Raw genomic sequence first — 282 nt, forward strand, 5'->3', positions numbered from 1 at the left:
TCTGTCGTCCAAGCAGTAACGAATATCGGCTTTACGGAAGCCACGCCAATCCAACAAGAGACGATTGAGCTCGTACTCGCAGGCAAAGATGTGATTGGCCAAGCCCAGACAGGCACTGGCAAAACGGGTGCGTTTGGCATTCCATTAGTCAATCGCATAGACCCTAGCAATTCTCTTGTCCAAGGTCTTGTATTGGCGCCAACGAGGGAGCTTGCCAACCAAGTCGAGCAGGCATTGCGTCAATTTGGACGTGTCAAAGGAGTACGCACAACCGTCGTATAC

The 282-nt window shown here is 51.4% G+C and carries 1 protein-coding gene; it reads left to right on the forward strand.

The genetic code is table 11. The features are described from left to right. Positions 1–282: DEAD/DEAH box helicase (locus tag CHH91_RS18420; RefSeq protein WP_141234213.1), on the forward strand; the 282-nt coding region annotated here is incomplete at both ends.

The organism is Virgibacillus sp. 7505, from assembly GCF_002272135.1.
Classification (GTDB): Bacteria; Bacillota; Bacilli; order Bacillales; family Amphibacillaceae; genus Terribacillus.